Annotated in this window: 18 protein-coding genes; 7 read left to right on the plus strand and 11 right to left on the minus strand. The window is 65.7% G+C overall.

Annotated features, from left to right (window positions below):
* Together IPL75_09595 and IPL75_09600 are read left to right on the plus strand one after the other, a co-directional pair.
* On the plus strand, window positions 1–993 hold the full coding sequence (locus IPL75_09595; GenBank protein ID MBK9240496.1) for a YncE family protein: 993 nt from the start codon (window positions 1–3) through the stop codon (window positions 991–993).
* 3 nt (window positions 994–996) lie between these two features.
* Window positions 997–1,701, plus strand: a complete 705-nt coding sequence (locus IPL75_09600) for a glycosyltransferase (protein MBK9240497.1) — start codon at window positions 997–999, stop codon at window positions 1,699–1,701.
* Between the two features lie 1,424 nt (window positions 1,702–3,125).
* Here the strand turns inward: IPL75_09600 and IPL75_09605 are convergent.
* On the minus strand, window positions 3,126–4,913 hold the full coding sequence (locus IPL75_09605; protein ID MBK9240498.1) for a L,D-transpeptidase family protein: 1,788 nt from the start codon (window positions 4,911–4,913) through the stop codon (window positions 3,126–3,128).
* Window positions 4,914–4,978: 65 nt separating this feature from the next.
* Here IPL75_09605 and IPL75_09610 point away from each other — a divergent pair, with 65 nt between their 5' ends.
* The gene (locus tag IPL75_09610; protein MBK9240499.1) at window positions 4,979–5,929 is read left to right on the plus strand and encodes a hypothetical protein; all 951 of its coding nucleotides are present in this window, start codon (window positions 4,979–4,981) and stop codon (window positions 5,927–5,929) included.
* A 243-nt stretch (window positions 5,930–6,172) separates the two neighbouring features.
* Here IPL75_09610 and IPL75_09615 read toward each other — a convergent pair whose 3' ends face one another.
* The 3 genes from IPL75_09615 to IPL75_09625 form a co-directional block, all read right to left on the minus strand.
* The gene (locus IPL75_09615) at window positions 6,173–7,477 is read right to left on the minus strand and encodes an exo-alpha-sialidase (protein ID MBK9240500.1); all 1,305 of its coding nucleotides are present in this window, start codon (window positions 7,475–7,477) and stop codon (window positions 6,173–6,175) included.
* On the minus strand, window positions 7,477–10,515 hold the full coding sequence (locus IPL75_09620; protein ID MBK9240501.1) for a TonB-dependent receptor: 3,039 nt from the start codon (window positions 10,513–10,515) through the stop codon (window positions 7,477–7,479). The genes IPL75_09615 and IPL75_09620 overlap by 1 nt, the downstream gene beginning before the upstream one ends.
* A gap of 469 nt (window positions 10,516–10,984) precedes the next feature.
* Window positions 10,985–11,599, minus strand: a complete 615-nt coding sequence (locus tag IPL75_09625; GenBank protein MBK9240502.1) for a hypothetical protein — start codon at window positions 11,597–11,599, stop codon at window positions 10,985–10,987.
* A gap of 83 nt (window positions 11,600–11,682) precedes the next feature.
* Between IPL75_09625 and IPL75_09630 the strand changes: the two genes are divergently transcribed.
* The gene (locus IPL75_09630) at window positions 11,683–12,078 is read left to right on the plus strand and encodes an SRPBCC domain-containing protein (GenBank protein MBK9240503.1); all 396 of its coding nucleotides are present in this window, start codon (window positions 11,683–11,685) and stop codon (window positions 12,076–12,078) included.
* Window positions 12,079–12,125: 47 nt separating this feature from the next.
* Here the strand turns inward: IPL75_09630 and IPL75_09635 are convergent, their stop codons facing one another.
* Window positions 12,126–12,563 (minus strand): hypothetical protein, encoded by a 438-nt coding sequence (locus tag IPL75_09635; GenBank protein MBK9240504.1) that lies wholly within the window; start codon window positions 12,561–12,563, stop codon window positions 12,126–12,128.
* 189 nt (window positions 12,564–12,752) lie between these two features.
* Between IPL75_09635 and IPL75_09640 the strand changes: the two genes are divergently transcribed.
* The gene (locus IPL75_09640) at window positions 12,753–13,079 is read left to right on the plus strand and encodes a hypothetical protein (GenBank protein ID MBK9240505.1); all 327 of its coding nucleotides are present in this window, start codon (window positions 12,753–12,755) and stop codon (window positions 13,077–13,079) included.
* Between the two features lie 194 nt (window positions 13,080–13,273).
* Here the strand turns inward: IPL75_09640 and IPL75_09645 are convergent, their stop codons facing one another.
* Genes IPL75_09645 through IPL75_09665 form a run of 5 tightly spaced genes read right to left on the minus strand, consistent with a single transcriptional unit; the run spans window position 13,274 to window position 16,734 of the window.
* Window positions 13,274–13,894, minus strand: coding sequence for a hypothetical protein (locus IPL75_09645; protein MBK9240506.1), 621 nt, complete (start codon window positions 13,892–13,894; stop codon window positions 13,274–13,276).
* Complete coding sequence (locus tag IPL75_09650; GenBank protein MBK9240507.1) at window positions 13,888–14,418, minus strand: GTP-binding protein; 531 nt, start codon at window positions 14,416–14,418, stop codon at window positions 13,888–13,890. The genes IPL75_09645 and IPL75_09650 overlap by 7 nt, the downstream gene beginning before the upstream one ends.
* A gap of 13 nt (window positions 14,419–14,431) precedes the next feature.
* On the minus strand, window positions 14,432–15,154 hold the full coding sequence (locus IPL75_09655) for an OmpA family protein (protein MBK9240508.1): 723 nt from the start codon (window positions 15,152–15,154) through the stop codon (window positions 14,432–14,434).
* Window positions 15,155–15,182: 28 nt separating this feature from the next.
* Entirely contained in the window at window positions 15,183–16,166 is a 984-nt protein-coding gene (locus tag IPL75_09660) for a hypothetical protein (protein MBK9240509.1), read from the minus strand.
* Window positions 16,150–16,734, minus strand: a complete 585-nt coding sequence (locus IPL75_09665) for a hypothetical protein (GenBank protein MBK9240510.1) — start codon at window positions 16,732–16,734, stop codon at window positions 16,150–16,152. Before IPL75_09665 ends, IPL75_09660 begins: the two co-directional genes overlap by 17 nt.
* Window positions 16,735–16,797: 63 nt before the next feature.
* Between IPL75_09665 and IPL75_09670 the strand changes: the two genes are divergently transcribed.
* Together IPL75_09670 and IPL75_09675 are read left to right on the plus strand one after the other, a co-directional pair.
* A complete protein-coding gene (locus tag IPL75_09670) occupies window positions 16,798–17,811 on the plus strand; it encodes an acyltransferase (protein MBK9240511.1) in 1,014 nt (337 codons plus the stop codon).
* Between the two features lie 261 nt (window positions 17,812–18,072).
* Window positions 18,073–19,077, plus strand: coding sequence for an energy transducer TonB (locus IPL75_09675; protein ID MBK9240512.1), 1,005 nt, complete (start codon window positions 18,073–18,075; stop codon window positions 19,075–19,077).
* A 203-nt stretch (window positions 19,078–19,280) separates the two neighbouring features.
* On the opposite strand, the gene IPL75_09680 is transcribed toward IPL75_09675, so the two are convergent.
* Window positions 19,281–19,589 (minus strand): hypothetical protein, encoded by a 309-nt coding sequence (locus tag IPL75_09680; protein MBK9240513.1) that lies wholly within the window; start codon window positions 19,587–19,589, stop codon window positions 19,281–19,283.
* Window positions 19,590–19,822: the final 233 nt, after the last annotated feature.

The raw sequence follows: 19,822 nt of genomic DNA on the forward strand, positions 1-19,822 counted from the left end.
ATGCGTACTACGGGCAAACGGGTTGTGGCAGGTCTCGTCCTTGGGTTTTCCGCGGGGGTGATGGCGCAATCCACCCCGCCATCGGGTCCGCCTCCGCTGAAAATTGCGCTCTCCAGCCTCAAGCCCGACGCCGTCATCGACGCGGCCGGCGACCGCCAGGTCGCCGTGGCGCCCGATGCCGTGTGGGTGTCGAACCGGACGGCCGGCACCGTGACGCGAATCGACCCCAAGACCAACGCGCCTGGCGCCCCGATTGTGATCGGTCAGGGGCCGTGCCGGTCACTCATCCTGGCCTTCAAGAGCGTCTGGGCCCCCCTTTGCGACGGCCCGGCATTGGCACGCGTCAATGCTGAGGCTGGGGCCGAGGGCGGGAAGACGCCGCCGGTGCTGATCAAGGTTGGCGTCAGCACCGCCGGCCCGATTGTGACGGCCACCGGCAGCATCTGGATGGTCACCGACCCTGCCGGCACGCTGGCGCGCCTTGACCCCGACACCAACGCGGTGGTGGCCGAGGTGGCAGTGCCCACGGGCGCGAGCGCCCTCGCCGCCGGCAATGACGCCGTCTGGGTGACCTCCGTCACGAAGGACGTCGTCACCCGCATCAACGGCCACACGAATGTATTGGTCGAGACGATCAAGGTCGGCCGCGGCCCCGTGGCGATTGCGTTCGGCGAAGGCAGCATCTGGACACTCAACGGGGGCGACGGCACGGTGTCGCGCATCGATCCCGCCACCAACAAGGTGACCGAGACGATCAAAACCGGCGTGACCAGCACCGCCGGGGCAGTGGTGGTGGGGGAGGGCTCGGTCTGGCTCAGTGCGCCAGGCGCGCCGCTCACCCGGATCGATCCCGTGACCAACAGTGTTCGCCAGCAGTTTTCCGGCACCGGCGGCGGCGCGCTGGCCATTGGCCTGAAGTCGTTGTGGCTCACCGCCACTCCCACCGCGATCTGGCGCATCGATCCCAGGCGTGTGGAAGCCACGAGAAAGTAGCCGGTGACTGATTACGGCTCACTGAGGGTCGTCGGGGTCATCCTGGCGCGCAACGAGGAACACACCATTGGCGAGGTGGTGGCCAAGACACTGAAATACGTCCATCACGTCTGCGTCATGGACGGGCGCTCCACCGACGGCACGGCTGCCGCAGCCCAGCGTGCGGGCGCCACCGTCCATCAGGACCCCGGCAAGGGAAAGGGATCGGCCATCAGGCAGAGCCTGGATGTGGTGGAAGCCGACGTGGTGGTGTTCATCGATGCCGACGGCTCTCACGACCCCGCCGACATTCCCAGACTGGTGGCGCCGCTCGTGCGCGGCGAGGCGGACTTGTGTATCGGCAGCCGCTTCTCGGGAGGCAGCGAAGAACTCTCGGTCAGCGTGGGACAACTCATCAGGACTATCGGCAACATCCTGATGAACATCGCGATCAACAAGCGATGGGGTGTGGAGCTGACCGATACGTTGAACGGATTCCGGGCCATTCGCCGCCACGAGGCGAAGCTCGTGAAGATGACCGAAGACACGCACACCATTGAGCAGGAAATGGCGATGAAGATGCTGCGCCATGGGTATCGCGTGATGAACGTGCCCACGCACGAGTACGCGCGCACCTACGGCACCAGCCACATCCGCATCTGGCGCGAATGGCCCACCTTCGTCTGGTGCGTCGTCGTCAATCTGCTGCCGTCGGACGTGCGCAAATGAGCGGATCGCGCGCCGCGATCGTCGCGTGTGGCGCGCTGCTGCTGTTGTCGGGCCTGTTCCTGCCGCCGGAGTGGTTCGTCCCGCTCCCGCGCAACAGCGCTCCGCCCCCGCCGCCCATCTCCGGCTTTACGCTCGTACAGATCACGCTGTTCGTCGAAGGCCTTCTGGTGATGTGGCTGGGGCTCAGGCGGTGGCCACAGCGCGTGAGCAGTGCGGTGGGCGATTACCTTTTACCGGATGCCACGCGCGAGAATGACCTCGATGGACGCCTCAGCCTCTGGTTGCTCGGCGCGATCACGCTGGCCGCGCTCGTACTGAGAATCGTGTCGTTGAACAACGACCTGTGGATCGACGAACTGACGCCAGTGCGCGCGTATCGCGATGCGTCGATGTTGCAAGTGGCGGTCACCTACACCAGTTCAAACAATCACCTGCTCAACACCTGGCTCGTGAATGCGTGCATCAGGCTCTTCGGCCAGCACGAGTGGGCCATTCGCCTGCCCGCCATGCTCTGGGGCACCGCCACCATTCCCGCGCTTTACTGGGTGGCGCGTCAGGCGATGTCACGGTTCGCCAGCCTCAGCGCGGCCCTGCTGCTGGCGGTGTCGTATCACCACATCTTCTTCTCGCAGAATGCACGAGGGTATTCGGCCTACTTGTTCTTGTCGCTCGTGTCATCGGTGTTGCTCGTCAAGGCGCTCGGCAGCGATCGTCGCAGCACCTGGGTGGCGTTCGTGGTGACGACGGTGGTGAATTTTGCGGCGTTGCTGATCAGCGGGTTTGTGTTTGCAGCGCATGTGATTGTGGGCGGGCTGGCCGTGCTGACCGTGAAACGGCAGGGTGGGCCGTGGGCGCCATTGCTGCGGCGGCTGGTGGGAGTATTTGGCCTCATCACGTTTCTGGGGTTTCAGCTGTACGCGGCAGCGATCCCGCAGATGTACGTGTTGATGCGCACGGTTTATACGGAATCGACAAGCGGCTATTCGTTGTTCTCACTCGAACTCGTGACCGAAATCACGCGAGGGCTGACCGCGGGGTTCGGCACGGGGCTGCTGCTTGGCGCCATCCCGTTTCTGGGCCTGGCGGTGGTTGGCTACGTCATCCTCATGAGGCGCCACTGGATTCTGGCGCTCGCATTGACCTTGCCGTGCGTGCTGCAAACGGTGTTGCTCATCGTCCAGGGGCTGACGTTCTCGCCGCGGTTTTACATTCTGGCGTTGCCGCTGGCGATCATGGTGGTGGTGCAGGCGCTGACGAGTGCGTCGGAAGTTGTGGCGCGCTGGCTCAGACGGTCCGACAACTTCGCGTGGTGGTGCACGGTCGCGGGCATCGTGGTGTTGTGCCTTGCGTCGATCGCGGCGTTGCCGCGGTACTACACCGTGCCGAAGCAGCCGTACCGTGCGGCTCTGGCGTTTGTGGAGGAGTCACGCGAACCCGGAAGTGCGGTGATCGTCATTCACTACGCGTCTGCCGGGGTGCGGTACTACATGGAGCAGACGAGCATCTCGAACTCGGACTACGAACCGAACGTCCGCACTGTTGAGGAGCTTGACGAGGCCCTGGCAACTCGTCAGGGGCAGCCCATCTGGCTGCTGACCACGTTCCCGAGGGCACTGCGCCTTGGCGTTCCCGATCTTGACGCGCGCATCAAGCGCGATTGGGAAATCGTCAGAACGTTTCCAGCGACCATCGGCGACGGCCAGATTTCCGTGTGGCGCCAGAAACAATAGCGCCCGGTCGAGCGGCCCGTCGTGGCCGTACAGATCGGTGGCGAAGTGCAGGGTGCCTTCGGGCGTGACCATGGCCGTAGAGTAGAACAGCACCACCCGGATCGGCCGGGCGAGCGACACCGGGCGGGAGTCGGCCCCCAGTGTCGCGTTGCGAATCGCTTCCGCAGACCATGCCGGGTCGTTGAGCGCCCACTGGGCGAGCGAGACAGGGTCTTCGACGCGAACGCAGCCGTGGCTCAGGTCGCGTTGCGCGCGGCTGAAGAGATCCACCGCAGGCGTGCCGTGCAGGTAGACCGAGTACCTGTTGGGAAAATCGAACTTGATCAGGCCCAGCGCGTTGCCCTGTCCGGGCCGTTGACGTAACCGCAACGCGCCTTGCGCCAGCTGGCTGATGGCCTCTGGCGTGGGCGGCACCACCGCGCCCTGGTCACTCTCGCCCCGCACAATCTCGAAACCGTTGCGCGCCAGATAACCGGGGTCACGCTTGATGCGGGGCAGGATCTCGCCGTGGATGATCGACCTGGGCACGTTCCAGTAGGGTCTGAAAATGACCCGGTCCAGATCTGCGGCAAATACCGGCGTCTCGCTTCGCTCCGCGCACCCGGCAATCACCTTCATGGTCAATTCGGCGGCATCATTCGGAGGCAACGCCTCGGTGCCCCACAGATGGAACATGGCGATGTTGACCGCGAGCGTCGGCCCCTGACTCTCGCGCGGCAACCACCGCACGCGTTCGAGGGCCAACTCGATCTGGCGAACGCGCCACGTGAGCGGCACCTGCAACGCCGCGACCGTACGGCGGCCGATGATGCCATCCACCTCCAGCCCGTGCCGTTCCTGGAAGCGCGTTACGCCTGCGACCAGGGCCGGGTCGTACACGCCGTCACTCGACGGCAACGCGCCTGGCGGAATGTCGCCGAGCGCGATCAAGCGGGCGTGGAGGGCGCCGGCGCCAGCAAGGGGATCTCCGGGATGGACTGCACGATCGTCCAAGGCCGGCAGGGGCGGCAGCGTGGGGTCGGCCGCTAGCGAGCGATACCGGCTCAGGGCGGCCCGCAGCGCGTCGTACTGACGTGAACTCGGCGCCAGGTCTCGCGCGAGATCGTGAAGGCGCCCTGTCACGACGGCCTCGCGAACGGTGGCCGGCAGGTTCGGGTCTTCAGCCGGCGCCGGCAGATCCAGGCCCAGCGACCGCGGATCAACCCGACCCCTCTGCAAGTCGCGCAGGTAGCGCAGCAGCGCACGATTCAGTTCGGTCTCGAAGTCAGGACCGGCAAACGCCACCTGGCTGAAGCGATATGAGGCCGGGTCCAGCCCGTGACCGGCAGCTTCAGCGATCACCGCCAGTGCCTCGGTCGCGCGACCATTCGGTGCGCCTGTCGCGTCGATGAACAACGGCGCGTCGGGCGTCTGCGGGGCCGGGATCTGCACCACGCTGCCGGGCAGCATCATGAGGCACAGGGTCACGAGCACGGCACCCATACCTTCTATTGTGCGCCCGAATCCGAACGGTTGCTCGTGGCGTTGAAGTCGCACTACCGTAACGCATGTTCACGACTCCTCGTCTGCGCGTGTCCGCGCTGATCCCTGCGGTGCTGATGCTGTTGATGTCAGCCCCAGCCCTGGCCCTGGCCCAGGCGCCTCCGCCTGCACCTTCTGCGAAAGAGCAGGCGGCCGCCGCCCTGCTGAACCCGTCAAGCTGGTCCGCCGCAGTGGTTGCGTATCGCGAACTCGTCGAAGCCGAACCCACCAACCCACGCGCGGCCTTCGGACTGGGCGTGGCACTGCATGAGACCGGGAAGTACGCCGACGCCATTGAGGCGCTGACGCGCGCCGAGCTTCAGGGCTACCAGCCCGTCAATCAGGTCCGCTTCCGGCTCGCGCGTGCAGAGGCGCGCGCCGGCAAGGTGGAAGAGGCGTTGTCGCGACTGGAGCGACTGGCCGCCGCGGGTTTCGCCAACACCGCGGTGCTGCAGCTGCCCGACCTCGAGCCTCTGCGGGCGCAGGCACGGTTCCAGGCCTTTGAACGCCGGGTGCAGACCAACGCGCATCCGTGCTCGGACGACCCGAACTTCCGCGCCTTCGACTTCTGGATAGGGCAGTGGGACGTGCAGCCCACCGGCTCAGCGCGCGGGCCCATCGGCACGGGATCATCCAGCGTGATTGAGAAACAGCTCGACGGCTGTGTGATTCAGGAAAACTGGCTCACGCCAGGCACCCCCGGCGAAGGCAAGAGTTTCAACATCTACAACACCGCGCTGAAACGCTGGGAGCAATACTGGGTGGACTCGCGCGGCACCATCACGCACTACGTCGGCAACTTTCGCGCCGACGGCGCGTTGTATTACGAGGCGGACCAGTTCGGCACCACCAACAAGATTCGCATGACGTTCTTCAACCAGGGCCCCAACCAGGTCCGCCAACTCGGCCACACGTCCACCGACGGCGGCAAGACGTGGACGGTGTCGTTCGATCTCACCTACGTGCGCAAACCGTAGCGCTCGGCGTGACGCGCATTTCGTAGCGCGGCGTGGGTCTCAACGCCGCGGCTCTTCGGCGGCCTTGAGGACCAGGCCGCCCTACGAGGACAGGAAGGCCGCCCTACGAGGAGCGCCAGACGGCGTGACGGGCATTTCGTAGCGCGGCGTGGGTCTCAACGCCGCGGAACGTGGCGGCCTTGAGGGTCAGGCCGCCCTGAGGGAGATGGCGGCCTTGAGATGCAGGCCGCCCTACGAGGAGAGTCAGCGCCACGGGATCGTGCGCGCGGCGATGGAAGGCGCGTCGCCGCCCGTGGACCACACCGCGAGGATGCCCGCGGCCGTGGCGGCGAGCACGGGGTACGTGGAGGGACCGGCCGGCGTGATCCGAACGACCGGCCCGAACTCCACTGGCCGGCCCTGCGCGACCGTGACCTCGCGCGCGAGGGCGGCGCGCATGCCGTCGGTGAACTCGTCCCAGGCCACCATCATCCGGCCCTTGGCGTCCACCACGATCTGCGGATGCTGCGGTTTGCTCTGCCCGAGTGTGGGCACGCGCGTGCGCTCGGCATACGTCACGCCGTCGGCACTCGACGAGTAGAACAACGCGCCTTCGGGCTCGGCCCCCTCAAGCATGGTGGGCCACACCATGTGCACGGCGCCCGCCTGGTCCACCGCCATCGCCGGCCCATCGTCTGGGCAACCGCTGATCGCCCAGCGGTCTTCGCTGACGCGCACAGGCTCGGAGAAGGTACGCCCGCCGTCGCGCGACACGATGGACGCCATGTCGCGGAGGTTGCCCGCGTAGACGTGTCGCCACGCCGCATGAATGGCGCCGTCCGGCGCGACGACGATGGTGGTCTTGCAGCAGTAGCAGACGCCCTTCGCGAGCTCGCGCTCGCTCTGCACCGTGGCCCCCGCGCTCGCGTAGTACAGGCCCGACTTCTGCGCCATCGCCACGCCGTCATAGGCGGCGTCGGTCTTCTTGTGCGCCGCGTGTGTGGCGTCGGCAGTCTTGGCCGGCGCCATTCCCCGGTGGTCCAGCCAGATCGCATGCGCCGCGCCCTGCTGATCCAGCGCAAGGGCAGGCCAGCCGCGCTGGCCAGGAGCAGCCGCAGCCTGCAGCGTGGTTGGGGCGTCGAACGTGGCACCTCCGTCGCGCGAACGCGCCGTCTTGATCGCGGTCGTTTCACCGCGCGCGGTCCACAACACTGCGATCTCCGGATCGGCCACCCCTTCTCGTGCTACCAGTGCCACTCGTGGCGGAAACTCTCCGCCGAGTTTGGCTTCGCCCGCCGCCGCATTGACCTGGACGGGCGGGCCGAACGTTTGCCCGTTGTCGCGGCTCACCGCCACGAACACGTCGGTGGCGCCGGGCACCGACGCGCCCCACGCCACCGCCACAAACGATCCCGCCGCCGCCGCCCACGGCGTGCTGTTGGTTCGGCCTTCAACGCCAAGCGCCACAAGCGTGGTGGGCGCAGGCGGGCGCGAAACCAGAAACAGACTCGACACACCGGCAGTCACCAGCACTGCTCCGGCCCAGAAGATGATTCGACTGCGAGCCATCAGAACCTCACTCGCAGGCCGAACTGGAACGACCGCGGCTCCTGCAGCGCCGTGATCTGGCCGAACGTCGATGACGGATTGGTGGGGTAGGCCCCGGCGCCGAAGTTCGTGTTTCGCGTCGCCACGTTTCGCCGGTTCGTCAGGTTGAATCCTTCCGCCAGCGCCTCCACGTCCGCGCGACCGGCCACCCGGAACGCCCGGCTCAACCGCAGGTTCGCTGTGAAGAAGTCACTGCCCACGCCGGAATTGCGCTCGATGAACTCGCCGTTCACCACCGGCCGCCCCGTGGTGCCCTGCAACGTCGTCACGCCCGAGCTGATGTTGAATGGCAGCGCCGAATACGTCTGCAGCAGCCCGCTCAACTGGAACCCGGCCACCCGCGCCGCCCCACTCACGGTCAGCCTGTGCCGCTGGTCGTCGTCGGATCGGCCCCAGTCCTTCGACAGGTCAAACGGATCGATCGGGCCACTGAAGAAGAACTCGCCCAGATTGTTCATCGACTTGGACAACGTGTAGGACACGCGATAGTCGCCCCAGCGCTCGGACCGCTGGAGGAACGAGACATGCAGCCCGTGATAGTTGGACTCGCCAACCGACGAGTACTGGCCGTTGTTGGCGTAGGACGTAACCGGCCGGCACCCATTGTTGGTGCCCGCGGCCACACAGGTCGGCACGTTCTGGTTCACCGACATCAGCAGGTTCTGGCCACGCAGATACGAGTACCCCACGCTGACCGTGGTCCTCTCACCAAGCTGATGCTCCACTTCGGCGCTGGCCTGTCGCGACGATCCGTTCTGCAGGTTGCGGTCCATCGTGGTGAGGTTCACGAGTGCAACCGAGGGAAGCGCGTTGGCCAGGATGTTCGGGAAGACCGGCGCGCCCGCCTGCGTGGGCGAGAGACTGAGCGCGAGCTGCCGCAGTTGCGTCAGGTCCGTGGTGTTGTTCGCCGAGAGCAGCGCGTTCGCGAGCGCGCGCAGAGGCACGCGATCGTAGAAGAGGCCGGCGCTGCCACGCACCACCGTGCGGCCCGAGTCAAACGGTGACCACGCCACGCCAAGACGAGGCGAGACGTTGTTCTTGTCGGTGGTGATGGTCTCAAGCCGCTGCAGGTCGTATCGCACACCGAGATTTACCGTCACCTGCGGGCGTACCTTCCACTCGTCCTGGACGTAGACACCGAGGTTCGGATTCGTCTGCGACACTTCCGTCTCGCCGAACGTCTGCGTGAACCCCGCGTTGTTGTAGGTGCCGCTCAGGAAGTTCGCGAGCGATGAAAAGGTGTAGGAACCGCGGACGGCGCGGGGGAACGTGATGCGGTCGTCGTTGTAGAGGAAATCGACGCCAACCCGGAGCGCGTGAGCGCCTGCCTGGTGCGACAGGTTGTTGACCACCTGATACAGACTGTTCACGCGTCCGAGCGGGCTGCTTGAGAGTCGGCCGAACGACCCCACGCCGGCAATGCTCACCGCGGGGCCCACGAGGTCCGCCGGCGGCGCCTGAAGGTTGCCGTGCGCGAACTGCGCGCGCGTTTCAAGAACGGTCCTCGCGTTGAGCACCAGGGTATTGCTGACCGCAATCGCCTGGTCCACATTGTCCAGACCCTGCGACGCGCTGGGCGCGCTGAGGCCGCCTGCGCCTCGAGAGTTCGAGGACGTCACACCGTAACGGCTGTAGCGCAGGCCGAGTTGATCCCGGCTGCTGACCTGATGATCGATCTTGGCCAGCACGTTCGTGGAGTCCACCGGATTTGCGTATTCGCCGGTGGTGACGAGGGGGCCCTGATAGCCCACAGCCGTCAGCCGCGCGTTGATCGACGCGGCATTGGCGGGCGAGATGGTCACCAGACCCGTCTGGTCCAGCCGCCGCTGTTCGATGTTGGCGAAGTAAAACGTCCGGTTGGTCACAATCGGCCCGCCGAGGCTGGCGCCGTATTGCCACTGGCGCATCGGCAACTTCGTGCCCGACAGCGCATTCTTCGCGTTGAAACGATCGTCGCGGAAAAAGTCGTACGCCGTGCCATGCACCACGTTCGTTCCGCTCCGCGTCACCACATTCACGTAGCCGCCCAGCGCGCGTCCCAGTTCGGCCTGGCCGCCCGACGTCACCACCTGGAATTGGCCGACGGCATCCACGCCGTACGTCATCCCGCTCAACCCCGCCGCATCGTCATTCGCCGACAACCCATCCACGATGAAGTTGTTGGAGAGATTGCGCTGGCTGCCCACAGACAGCGTTACGCCGGGGACGGCGGATGTTTCCGGAAAGAGCTGGGTGCTCGCGACGTTGGTGGGTGAGACGCCGGGAATCAGCAGCGCCAGCTCCAGGAAGTTGCGGCCGTTGAGCGGCAGGTTCTGCACCTCGGTTTGCGAGACCGTGCCGGCGATTTGGCTGCGCGCGGCTTCCAGCACCGTGGCGTTCGCGCTGACGATGACGCTTGTATCGATGCCGCCGACCGCAAGCGGCACGCGCAACTCAAACGCGGCGCCCACGGTGAGCGTGAGTTTCCTGACGTCGGCCTTGAATCCCTGCTGGGTCACCGTCATTTCGTACGGGCCCACCTTCAGGTAGGGAAACCGGAATCGGCCTTCATCGTCGGTGACGGTCGTGCCCGTCACATTCGTTTCCGTGTGGCGGATGACGACTTGCGCGCCTGCGAGCACGGCGCCGGATGTGTCGGATACGCGGCCACTGACGCTGGCGTAGTCCACCGACTGTTGAGCAAAAACGTTTTGACTGAATACGAGCACGCAGCTCGCGATAACAAGCACCCTCAGGAACTTCACAGCAGCACCTCCCACGAAAAAGAAGCGATCACGGATAGGCCCAGGGCACACCTGTGTCCTGGGGCCGACGATGTGAGCGGTTCTTACGCGCGGGGTGGTGGCGGTTCGGGCGAGGCGAGGCGGCTCAGCAGATGTTCCGGGGCGGATCCGGTGACAAGAGCCGAGCTGACGTACGGGACGAGACTGAAAATGTTGCTGGGGGGCACCCCCTGGGTTGAGAGCACGGCGAGCACGGCAGCCATGGGGCCGTCGCATGTGCCGCGCATCACGCATCCGCGTGCTGGTGTGGCGTCGGCGGGTGGAGCTTCAGGCTGAGCCGCCATCTGGTGCCCGTGGTGGGCGTGGTCGTCGGAACTGGTCGCCGCTGCCGGGATGGCCTCGGCCGGCACCGCCGCCGGCGTCGCGTGGTGCGCCGCCGACTGGTGGTCTTCTCCGTGTCGATGTGCAGCGCAACAGTCGCGCGGCACGAGCGCGTATAACGCGGACCCCTGGAAAATCAGCCAGGCGGCCACCCAGAATTGGGGGCGACGTCTTAGGGTCAGCATCGAAGGATGCGGCATTCTAGCGCATTCCGGTTTTCGTAGCGCTGCGTGACAGGCATTTCGTAGCGCGGCGTGGGCTTCAACGCCGCGGAACGTGGCGGCCTTGAGATTCAGGCCGCCCTACGAGGACAGGAAGGCCGCCCTACGAGGAAGGACACGCATTTCGTAGCGCGGCGTGGGCTTCAACGCCGCGGCTCTTGGCTGGCGCCACCCCCGCTGAGTTGATGGTGGGCGGTCTCGAGCATGCTCCGCATTTTCAGTAATTCCACCGCGTCGAGGTTCGTGATGCTTGCCGGCACGGGGCGGCCCATCTGCACGGCGTATTCGATGGCGCCGGACGTGTTGCTGTACGCGACAAACGACAACTGGCCCCGTGTGGCGAAACGCGCTTCAAATTTTTTGAGTGGCGTGGGGTTGCCCCGGATCGACAAGAGGGCGTCGAGGTTCCTCAACACGTCCGGGATTTCGTCGAGGTCCACAAACGCGCGTTCAAGCCGCGTCGGGCTCTCGTTCACCAGCACCGCCACGCCGCTGGCGCTGTTCCCTTTGCTGTCGCGCACGTGCCTGACCTCCACCGTGATCCGGTTGCGGCCGAAGACGCCCAGTTCTTCGAAGCCCAGGGTCATGACCGATCCCGGTTCAGGCACAAACGACTCCAGCCGCGTGGCGGGAGACGGGGCCGGCATCACCAGCGTCGGTAATGTGGTATTCAGTGGCGCTGTGACCTGTGCTTCCGCAGGCGCGGCTGCGACCGCCGATAAGACGACGAGATAGACGAGACTACGGACAAAACGCATAACGCCTCCCTGGATGTGGACTGCCGTTTGGACTCCGGGGGCCGGTCTTTGGACGCCCGGGCGCGTGTTAGTATCCGCCCGTCATGTGCAAGACCATCAAGCAAAAGGTGAAGTTCAAGGCCGCGCCTGCGGCCGTGTATGAGCTTCTGGCGGACTCGAAGAAACACACCGCTGTGACCGGCAAGAAGGCCACGATCAGTCCGAAGATCGGCGGCGAGTTTTCGGCTCGTGCAGATGACGTGACCGGCATCAACGTCGATCTCGTGCCCGCGCGACGCATCGTGCAGGCATGGCGGCATCGCTCGTTCCCCGAGGGGATCTACTCAATGGCCGCCGTCACCCTCACGCCCACTCCCACGGGCGGCACAGAACTCGTGCTGACGCACCGAGGCGTACCGAAAGCGCTCATCCCCGAGACCGAGCAAGCCTGGCGCGAGCTGTACTGGCAACCCATGAAGGCGCACTTCGACCGCGACTGAGTTCCCAGCACCAAGCACTGAGCACCTAGCACCCAGCACCCAGCACTTCATTTAAATAGGTCGTCGAACGCCTTGCGGGCGCTTGACTCGGGCGTGGTCGAAGGCGTGGAGCCCGTGGCCTTTTCGACGCGGGTGACGCCGACGAACTTGGGGCAGTCGTTGCGGACGTCTTTCGGGCTCATGCGGGCGGCGATCGTTTCGCGGCATTCGAAGCGCGCGCCCGGGTCGAAACTCTGGCACTGGATGCAGGCGTGCAGATCGACGCCGCACTTGGCGCAGGTGCTGAGTGTGCCGATGAAGCCGCCCTCAATCGTCCCGCACCGCGCGCACCTGAAGACCTCGGTGAACGCCATCATGTTCATCTTTTTCGGATCGCGGGGAAGGCGCGGGTCGATCGGCTCGCGCGGCTTCTGCGACGACATCGGCCGCCGGTCGGAACTGCCGCTGTCCTGATATCCCCGCTGCCGGTATTTCTGATCGGACATGTCGCCCCCCCCCTCTTGTCCTCGTGCCCTTGTCCTCGTAGGGCGGCCTGGTTCTCAAGGCCGCCGAACGCCGCGGCGTTGAGACCCACGCCGCGCTACGAAAAATGCCGGCCGCCGAAAGCCTTTGTGCTGTATAGCACTCCAGCCGACCACCGCGGATGTTATCAATGATCAGTATCGGAGGATCGTGTGGCGAAGAAGACAGCTGACAACATGCTCGTGAAGACGGCGGTGAAGGTGGGGCGTACGCTTGGCCGCGTGGCCCGGGGAGTGGACAAGGTGAAAGCCGTGGCCACAAAGTCCGGCCGCGCCAAGGCCGCCGCCAAGAAGAAGAAAAAAGGGCCGCCGAAGGATCCCGTGGCGGCGGCCAAGCGCGCGAAAACGCGCGCGTCCTGGAAGCGCGCCGAAAAGAGCACCACGGCTGTGGAGCAGGCGCAGCACGGCGCCGTGGTGGACGAACGCGCCCTCGTGCGTGCCACCGCCGGCAAGCGCTTCGCGAATCGCAAGCCGCGCTAGCGGCAAAGCGAAAGGTCAAGAGCCGCGGCCTTGAGACCCAGGCCGCGCTACGAAAATGCCTGCCGCGGCGTTGAAATTCACGCCGCGCTACGAAATACGCGCGGCGTAGGGCGGCTTGTCCTCGTAGGGCGGCTTGTCCTCGTAGGGCGGCTTGTCCTCGTAGGGCGGCTTGTCCTCGTAGGGCGGCCTGAACTTCAAGGCCGCCGTTTGCGCCGGGGCTTTTCCGGCGCTTGTGGCAACTGAGAGAGCGCCGCGCGCGTGTCCGCGGCCGCCTGGCGCAGCCGCTCGACGAGCGCCTGCTGCTCGGGCGACAGCGACGTCGCGAGCAGGGCAGTGACGTCGCGCTCGATGACGGCCGTGGGCGCGTGCAGCGTGCCAACGGCGCGCACCACGCGCTCCAGTTCAAGCGCCTGATCGCGCGCCTTCTGCAGCATCGGCCGCACGTCCGAGTCGCCCAACAGCCGCTGCAGCACGATGAGTCGCTGGTCGTGTTGCGCAATGGCCACTGCGCGCAGCAGCACCTCGGTGCCCTTCACCGTCGCCACAAACGGCTCGGAGCTGCCGGTCGCGGGATGTCCCTCGTACCAAACCTCCTCGGCCTGCGTCAGGAAGTGCTCCAGGAACGGCAGCGTCTCGCCCAGCGTGGGCACGGCCTCGGGCGCAGCCGCGAACGCACTGGCCAGCCACTCGGGCACGGGTGTCAGGAGCCGCAGCGTGCACGCGCTGTGCGTCTGCCCCTCGGGCGGGCGCGAACACTCGATCACGCACAGGTTGAACGTGCGCACGATCGCCGGCAGCAGTTCATCCATCAGCATGGCTTTGGCTCCCCCTTGGATGGCGGCTCGGGGTCGAGCATGGCCCGCGCCAGAAGTTCAAACGCCGACTCCACGCCTTCGCCCGTCTTCGCGCTGGTGCGCACCACACGCCAACCTTCTTCCACCAGTGCCATCAGCCCCTTCTCGTCCACTTCCCAGTCAGCCGCGAGGTCGGATTTGTTCAGCAGCAGGATGAATGGCACGTCACCCGCCACCGACGTGGCCTTCTCCTGCAGCTGGCGCGCCACTTCGAGCGTCATTCGACGCGTGCCGTCCGCCACCAGCAGATATCCGGCCATGCCGCGCAGGTGCGAGGGCTGCACGGTCTGATAGTCGTCTTGCCCGGCAATGTCCCAGAGCATCAGCGTGAGCTCCTGGCCATCCACGGTGATGGGCTTCTTGTCGATCTTGACCCCCACCGTGGAGAGGTATTTGTCCGAGAACATGCTGCTCACGTAGCGGGCCACCAGGCTGGTCTTGCCAACCGCGAAGGCGCCGAGCATGCAGATCTTTTTTTGAATCATGGCCAGTGACGCTTCAGCGCGCCGGCCGAATCACCCGGATGGTGACGCGCCGGTTCTGCTGTTTGTCTTCTTCATTCTGACTCAAGACCACCGGCACGCGGCTGCCAACGCCCTCAACCACAATCTCCAGCCGGCTGGACGCGTCGCGCCCAATCGCCGCCTGCACCACCTCGGCCCGCGCCCGGCTCAAGGGAAGGTTCGATTCCGCCGGGCCATCGGCGTCAGTGTGGCCCATGACCTCAAGGCGAAACCGCTGGCCCGTCGCCTCCGCCAGCGCGTCCAGTTCCCGCACATCCTGCACGACCCCCCGCACCGCATCGTCTTGCCCCGCAGCCATCACCGGCGCGCCTTTGGCGAACAGCACCCTGCGGCCCTCGAGCCTCGCGATGACCGCGCTGGTCGTCGCCCCAAGCGCACCGGCCGCATCAAACGACGTGACGCCGGGCACCAGCGGCGCAAGGCGGCGCGCTTCGCTGACCCATGCGAGCGGCGGCGTGCCGGTGGCCGAGAGCACACCGTCGGTCAACGCCAGCGTGGTGCCCGCCGGAGGCTGCAGCACGTCAGTCGCCCGCGTGACAATCAGCGACGGCTCCAGCGCGTAATACGCCGCCCATCGTCCCACCACGTTGTCGGCGGTCAGGCCCGTGCCCGAAAGCAACGCCTGCGGATCGCGGGCGCGTGGATCGCGGAGTCCCGACACCACGAACTTGCCGCCCTCATGCGACGTGGAAACCACGGTGATGCCCGGCTCGGCGCGAAGCGCGTCAATGTACCGGCCTTCGCGCGCCGAGGCGCGGATACGCCAGGACGGCCAGCACCACGAGCGCGATCACCCCGGCAGCGCCCAGCACCATCGCGGCTCGCGATCGCCCTTTGCGTTCATCGGCGCGGTACTCGGTCTGAAGACAGTCTTCGAGGATCGACAGGCTTCCGTCGAGCGTGCTCGCATCGCCGTTAAACGATTCAAGCGCTTCGCCAAATTCGAGGTGAATCGTCTCTACGGTCTGCTGAAGCACACGCCGGAAGTCGCGCGGGGCAGTGCCGCGAATCACGGCTGCGAGGATCGCGTGTGGTCCTGTTTCGATCCACACCGCCAGGTCGCCCACCTTCAGCGACTCCATCGTGTCGTCGCTCACTCCCGCGCCGCCCGCATCACCTTCGACCCGGAATGAGTCCTGCACAAAATCCCGGATGGCCGTGAGCATGCCCGACACCATGTCGGCGTCTTTCATGCCGGCCGCGCCCGTGTGCGCGTGTTGCAGCAGCAGTCCGGTGTTCCTGTCGATGAGCAGGACCTGCTCCACGCGAAAGAGCAGCGTCTTGAGCAGCACGACTTCGGCGAACGACTTGCCCGTGCGCATCGCTTCAAGGCGCCAGTGAATGGACTGGCGCGAGAACGCGTGTTCCAGCGTGCGGTTCAGCGACTCGATCATGCCGGCGAGGCTCGCGGCCACGGCTTTGCGGATCGCCGGGCCCATGATCGGGAACAGCGCGTCGGCCAGCGGCTTCGGGTTGCGCCGGACAGACGATGTGACGGCGCGTTCGACGGCGGGTGTCAGTGCGCGGGCCACCGCCGGGTCGTGAGAGTGGCGCAGCAGGACTTGTGGGAGGACTTCGCCCACCTCGTGCGCGCGTACGTCGAGGTCATCCAGCCGATCTTGCAGGTCGGCCAGTTGACGCCGCTCGGGGTGGACGAGGATGGCCCTGAGCGATTCGAGTTCGTCTGTCGGGTCAGCCCTTTCGTCCATTGTCGGCGCCTGGAGCGGGCTGGTCGCTGGAGAGCCGCAACGCCATCTCGTTCAGCAGGGCAGCAATCGTCGCCCGGTCGGCCTTGTCGTGCCGCAGGTCCGACGCCTCCTGGCTCAACCTCGCCAGCACATCGTCGATCTTCCCGCGAATGTCGTCGGTCACGCGTTTGTGCAGGTCCAGGATCTGTTTGCGCAGTTCGCCCTGCAGCTTCTCGATCTGGCCGTCGATCTGTCCGGTCTTTTTCTCGGTGGCCTTCGCGTTGTCGCGCACTTCGCGCGACAGTTCCTTGGCGGCGGAGACCCGGTCGCTGTTTTCGGCTTTGATCCGGTCCGCGAGCGAAGCCGTTTCCTGCTTCACAAATTGTTCGAGCGCCAGCAGGCGCTTGCGCACGTCTTCTTTGAGTTCGGTGGACTCCTGCACCAGGCGTTCTTCGAATCGCGTGAACCGCCGATCGTAGTCGCGCATCTGTCCGCCGAACAGGAGGTCGCGGACCTTGTCGATGTTGCCCGGGTTCTCTTCGGCCTGAGCGTTCTTGGCGTCTTTTTTGGGATGTTTTTTGGTATCCACGGGGCCGAGGCTATCACAGCCGGGGCGCGGCTCGGCGTGTCGGGGTTGGTCCATAATCGCCGCGTGAAGTACAACCCGGCGCTCGACGCGATCAGAGCAGTGGCGGTGATCGCGGTCGTCGCTTTTCACAGTGGCCTGCCTCTGGCGACAGGCGGGTTCATCGGCGTTGATATCTTCTTTGTCCTCAGCGGCTTTCTGATTACCACGCTTGTGCGCGCGGAGATCCGGCAGACGGGCACCCTGGCGATCGGGCGTTTCTACTGGCGGCGGGCGCTGAGGCTGTGGCCGCCGTTGCTGTTGATGCTCGGGGCGTATGCCGTCATCGTGCCCGCCGTTTTCCCAGACACCCCGGTGGTTCGGGACGTCCTGATCACCGGCGTCTACTTTTCCGACTACTCGCGCGCGCTCTGGGGTTGGCCGGACCTGCTGAACCACACGTGGTCACTGTCGGTGGAGATGCACTTCTATCTCATCTGGCCGCTGGTCATCCTTGCCGCCGCGAGATGGACCGACCGCAGGGTCGCCGCGCTCTTTGCGCTCCTGTTCGTGCTGGCGACCGCATGGCGGGTCCTGGATCTGTGGGCGTATCGTGACTGGGCCCACACCTACTATCGGTTCGACACGCGGCTCAGTGGCTTGTTCGCCGGTGGGTTTATCGCCGTGGTGCCGTGGCGCCTGGGGTCGGCCATGTCGCACACCGTGACCGCGTTGGCGGTGCTCGTTCTGGGCGCCTGCGTGGCGATGCTGCGCTGGAGGATGTTTGATGCCCTGACGTGGGTCGGCATCATTGTGGACTTCGCTTCCGCCGGGCTGGTTGGCTCCATCGCCTCAGGCGCGAGCGCCCACGTGGCACGCGCGCTCTCGGCGCGGCCGTTGGTGTACGTCGGCCTCATCTCGTATGCGGTGTACCTCTGGCACTATCCCATTGCCCGCCTGGTGCGTGAGCACTTCGACCCCGCGGTGACGTTCCTCATTGTGGCGTCGCTCTCAATCGCCATGGCGGCGCTGTCCTACGAGTTCCTCGAGAAGCCCCTCCGCGCCCGCCGGCTTCGCTATGGGGAAGGGCCGCGGCGTTGAAGTGCACGCCGCGCTACGAAATGCGTGTCGAGTCCTCGTAGGGCGGCCTGGGGTCGGTCCTCGTAGGGCGGCCTGGGGTCGGTCCTCGTAGGGCGGCCTGGGTCTCAAGGCCGCCAAGGGCCGCGGCGTTGAAGTGCACGCCGCGCTACGAAATGCGTGTCCGTGTCCTCGTAGCTCGGGCTGCCTTCCGAACGTAGCTCGGGCTGTTCCTCAAGCCCGAGACGATCGCCCAGAGGAAGCAGGCCTATAATTCGGGCGATCATGCCAGTGACGGTCGCGATCCTTATCAGCGTTGCGGTAGGCGTCTTCACATCGTTGCCGGAACCGGCCTGCTCACGTCGCGATGCGGCCATCATGGGCGCGCTCGAACGCTCGGCGGCCGCGGACCCATCCTCACTCCTGCTGCAAGTCAGTCTCGCCAGCTGTTACGACCAGGCGTGGCAGTTTCAGTCGGTGGGTCCAGCGATAACAAAAGCGATGCTCATACTCGATGCCGAGCCGCCGGCGGCAGGCACCGGTGCGCCCAGGGTGGTGAGACCGGTGGCAGGAGCCGACGTGCCTGTACCGCGGCGTACGCGCGACAAGCAGGCCGAATATCCTCGTGAGGCATCGGCGGCCGGCCTCTTCGGATTTGTCGTACTCGAAATCGTCATTGACGCCCAAGGGGCCGTGAGTGAGGCCGCTGCCGTAAAGTCGGTGCCCGGCCTGGACGACGCGGCACTCAAGGCGGCTCGCCAGTGGAAATTCGCGCCGACCGTGGTTGGTGGCACAGCGATCGAAGTTCTTGGTTATGTTCCGGTGCGGTTCGGTCCCACGAACGAGCCGGCCGCTTCGGACTGGCTCGAAGTTGCCGTCTTTCACTACCGGAAGGGCGAAAGAGATCGGGCGCGCTCCGCGTTGAAGGTCGCGCTGTCGTTGGCGCAGACGGACATGGACCGATTCGGCGGCTACGCAGACACCGAGGTGAAGGGCACGCTCGCAGGCTTCACGCGGCCGACCGTAAAGAAGCAAGTGGATCCGCGCTACCCACGGCGTTCGATGTCTTCGAACGCGCGGGAGGGCACGGTGACAATCGAGGCTCTTGTGGATCGCCTTGGGAACATCGGACGGCCTCGGATAGTGGGGGCCTCCTCCCAGTTCGACGGCGCGTCCATGGAGGCCGCGCTGCAGTGGCGGTTCACGCCGGCCTTGAAGGAGGGCAGCCCCGTGCCGTCACGCGTTCTCTTGCAGATGGACTTCGCCCGGCACTCCCCGAGTCCGCGCTGAGCGGCCGCCAAGGGCCGCGGCGTTGAAGTGCACGCCGCGCTACGAAATGCGTGTCCGTGTCCTCGTAGGGCGGCCTGAACCTCAAGGCCGCCGTTTCCCGCGGCGTTGAAGTTCACGCCGCGCTACGAAATGCAAGGCCGCCGTCAGCGTCAGCCCCTCGCCGAGAAGATCGTGCCATGGTCCTCGCGACAGCGGGGGCTGCGCTACTGCTCCCGCAGCAGCTCCTCCAGCCGTTCCGGCGAGAGGTGCGACAGTCGCGTCAGGACGTCCTTCTGCCGGCGCTCGTCGATGGCTCGGTGTCGTGCGTTGGTGTACTTCAGGGGCCGGAGTTTCAGCATGAAGTCGCTCGGGTTGGCGCGATCGAAGTCGAAGGGGTACAGGCCAATCGCCTTGCACACCGACTCCCGTTTCAGTAGCGTGACCAGCGCCTCCAGGCGCCGCTCAAGTTCATCGATACGCGCCGCCTGTGTGTCCATGATGTCTTCGTTCACCTGCACCCTCACTTCGTCCATCTCGCCTCCGTTCTCTATGGGAGGACGACGGTAGCATCGTCGACCGCGACTGCGTTTGACCAAATGTGGAGGGAGCCCAGATAGGTGAGGTGCCTATACGACCTTCTGACTTCGGGACTCTTTCTTCAATATCTTCCAGCGGCTGGAAGATATGTTCCGAGAGCCGCCTTGCCGCGAAGGTGATGCTACCGCGGGCGCTGACGAAGCTCCGTGAAATACGCCGCGTCTGATCC

The organism is Acidobacteriota bacterium, from assembly GCA_016716905.1.
GTDB lineage: Bacteria > Acidobacteriota > Vicinamibacteria > Vicinamibacterales > SCN-69-37 > SYFT01.

Excerpts from the sequence above, each read along its gene's own strand:
- IPL75_09595 (MBK9240496.1), top strand. The coding sequence starts at position 1 with ATGCGTACTACGGGCAAACGGGTTGTGGCAGGTCTCGTCCTTGGGTTT.
- IPL75_09605 (MBK9240498.1), bottom strand. The coding sequence starts at position 4,913 with ATGGGTGCCGTGCTCGTGACCCTGTGCCTCATGATGCTGCCCGGCAGC.
- IPL75_09610 (MBK9240499.1), top strand. The coding sequence starts at position 4,979 with ATGTTCACGACTCCTCGTCTGCGCGTGTCCGCGCTGATCCCTGCGGTG.
- IPL75_09615 (MBK9240500.1), bottom strand. The coding sequence starts at position 7,477 with ATGGCTCGCAGTCGAATCATCTTCTGGGCCGGAGCAGTGCTGGTGACT.
- IPL75_09620 (MBK9240501.1), bottom strand. The coding sequence starts at position 10,515 with ATGCGACGGCCCCATGGCTGCCGTGCTCGCCGTGCTCTCAACCCAGGG.
- IPL75_09625 (MBK9240502.1), bottom strand. The coding sequence starts at position 11,599 with ATGCGTTTTGTCCGTAGTCTCGTCTATCTCGTCGTCTTATCGGCGGTC.
- IPL75_09630 (MBK9240503.1), top strand. The coding sequence starts at position 11,683 with ATGTGCAAGACCATCAAGCAAAAGGTGAAGTTCAAGGCCGCGCCTGCG.
- IPL75_09635 (MBK9240504.1), bottom strand. The coding sequence starts at position 12,563 with ATGTCCGATCAGAAATACCGGCAGCGGGGATATCAGGACAGCGGCAGT.
- IPL75_09645 (MBK9240506.1), bottom strand. The coding sequence starts at position 13,894 with ATGCTGATGGATGAACTGCTGCCGGCGATCGTGCGCACGTTCAACCTG.
- IPL75_09650 (MBK9240507.1), bottom strand. The coding sequence starts at position 14,418 with ATGATTCAAAAAAAGATCTGCATGCTCGGCGCCTTCGCGGTTGGCAAG.
- IPL75_09660 (MBK9240509.1), bottom strand. The coding sequence starts at position 16,166 with ATGGACGAAAGGGCTGACCCGACAGACGAACTCGAATCGCTCAGGGCC.
- IPL75_09675 (MBK9240512.1), top strand. The coding sequence starts at position 18,073 with ATGCCAGTGACGGTCGCGATCCTTATCAGCGTTGCGGTAGGCGTCTTC.
- IPL75_09680 (MBK9240513.1), bottom strand. The coding sequence starts at position 19,589 with ATGGACGAAGTGAGGGTGCAGGTGAACGAAGACATCATGGACACACAG.